This is a genomic window from Candidatus Streptomyces philanthi (assembly GCF_059553635.1).
The window spans coordinates 1-1673 of record NZ_JCANQV010000571.1 but is presented as its reverse complement, the minus strand read 5'-3'; the positions used below and the strand labels follow the sequence as shown (position 1 = coordinate 1673).

Here is a 1673-nt window from a genome sequence, read left to right as displayed (position 1 = left end):
ATCCCCGCGCCGCCGTGCCCGTAGTTGTGCACGCACCACGCCCCGCCCGGCAGCCGCTCCGCCTCCAGCCGGACCGCGGGCCGCGACGGGCGCAGCCCCACCTTGTGGGCCAGCACCCGCGCCCCCGCGAGCCCCGGGAAGCGTTCGGCGGCGCGCGCCACCATCGCCCCGGCCGCCGCCGGGTCCGGCTCCCGCGACCACGCGCCCTCGTACGCCGTACCCCCGACGACCACACCGAACGGCTGCGGCAGCACATACGTCGTCACCGCGGAACCCGGGGCGGCGCTGACGTACCACTCCTCGATCCCGGGGTTCTCCGTGATCACCAGCTGGCCCCGCACCGGCTGCACCTGCGGGTCCGGCACCAGGTCCCGCGCGCCCAGGCCGGAGCAGTTGACGACCGTCGCCGCCTCCTGCCCGGCCTCCCGCAGCGAGGTGACCGGCCGGCGGTCCACCTTCCCGCCGGCCCGCTCCAACCGCCGCTCCAGATAGCGCAGATGCACCGGCATCTCCACCAGCGGGGTACGCGCCCGCCACCCGGCCCGGTACCCGTCGGGGAGCTCGTCCGGGCGGGCCCGGCGCAGCCCGGGGACGGCGGAGTACCAGGCGGCCAGCGGATCGGCCTCCGGCACGGCGTCCGTCTCCTCCGTCATCGTGCCGGTCACCATCCGGGAGCCGGTCTCCTCCGGCCGCTCCGCGAGGCCGGCCAGGACCTCGTAGCCGCGCAGGGACCACCGCACCGCCCGCTCGTACGGCCGGATGCGGTAGGGCCAGCACAGCCCGCCGGCCACCGCCGATGTGGTGGCATCCGCCCGGTCGCGGCTGATCAGCCGCACCCGGTAGCCGTCCTCCGCCAGCGCGACGGCCGAGGTCAGCCCGATCACGCCCCCGCCGATCACCAGTACGTCGCTCGTCATGTCCGGACGCTAACCCGCGGCGGGCGGGGAAGGCGAGGGCCGACGGGCACGAGATGCGCACGGCGGGGCAGCGCGAGGCGTGTGCCCGCTGTGACGACGGCGCAACATTCCGGTAGCGGTGATGACAGGTCCGGACCTTACGCTGGGGGAAGCAGCACCGTCGGCCGATGACGCCCCTCGGATTGCCCCACCGCCGTCCCGTCGTCGACTGAGGAGACCCATGCCCCGCGCACCGCGCGCCGTGCCCGTCTGGCTCGCCCACCCCTTCCGCTGGCAGCGGCTGCCCGTCCCCTGGGCGGCCGTGGCCCGCGGCGCGCTGTGCGCGGGCCCGCTGCTCGGCGCGGGCATCGCCACCGGGCACGCGGCGGCCGGGGTGCTCACCGGGCTCGGCTCGATGCTCGCCGGGGTCAACGACCGGCCCGGCACCCGGCGCACCGGCGTCGTCCACATCGGCCTGCCCGCGCTCGCCTCCGGCCTCGGCATGCTGATGGGGGCCTCGCTCCAGTCGGCGGGGGCCGGCTGGTGGGTGGTGCCCGCGCTGTTCGCCGTCGGCTTCGTCTCCGGCGCCGGCAGCGTCGCCGGCCCCGTACGGTCCAACGCCGGCATGCAGATGCTGGCCTCCACCATCCTCGGCGCCGGGATGCCGCTGCCCGGCCCGCCCTGGCAGAAGGCCCTGTACGTCCTCGCGGGCTGCCTGTGGCTGCTGGTGCTCCGCCTGGTCCTGCGCACCCCGCGGCCCGCGGGCGGCCCCCTCGC

At 77.0% G+C, this 1673-nt stretch carries 1 protein-coding gene and 1 pseudogene; one reads left to right on the top strand and one right to left on the bottom strand.

The features are described 5' to 3' along the window. A partial coding sequence (locus tag AC51EU_RS30290) for an NAD(P)/FAD-dependent oxidoreductase (protein ID WP_496270292.1) occupies positions 1-917 on the bottom strand: 917 nt, incomplete at its 3' end. Positions 918-1137: 220 nt separating this feature from the next. Here AC51EU_RS30290 and AC51EU_RS30285 point away from each other — a divergent pair. After that, positions 1138-1673, top strand: a pseudogene (locus tag AC51EU_RS30285) (FUSC family protein); the annotation flags it as partial.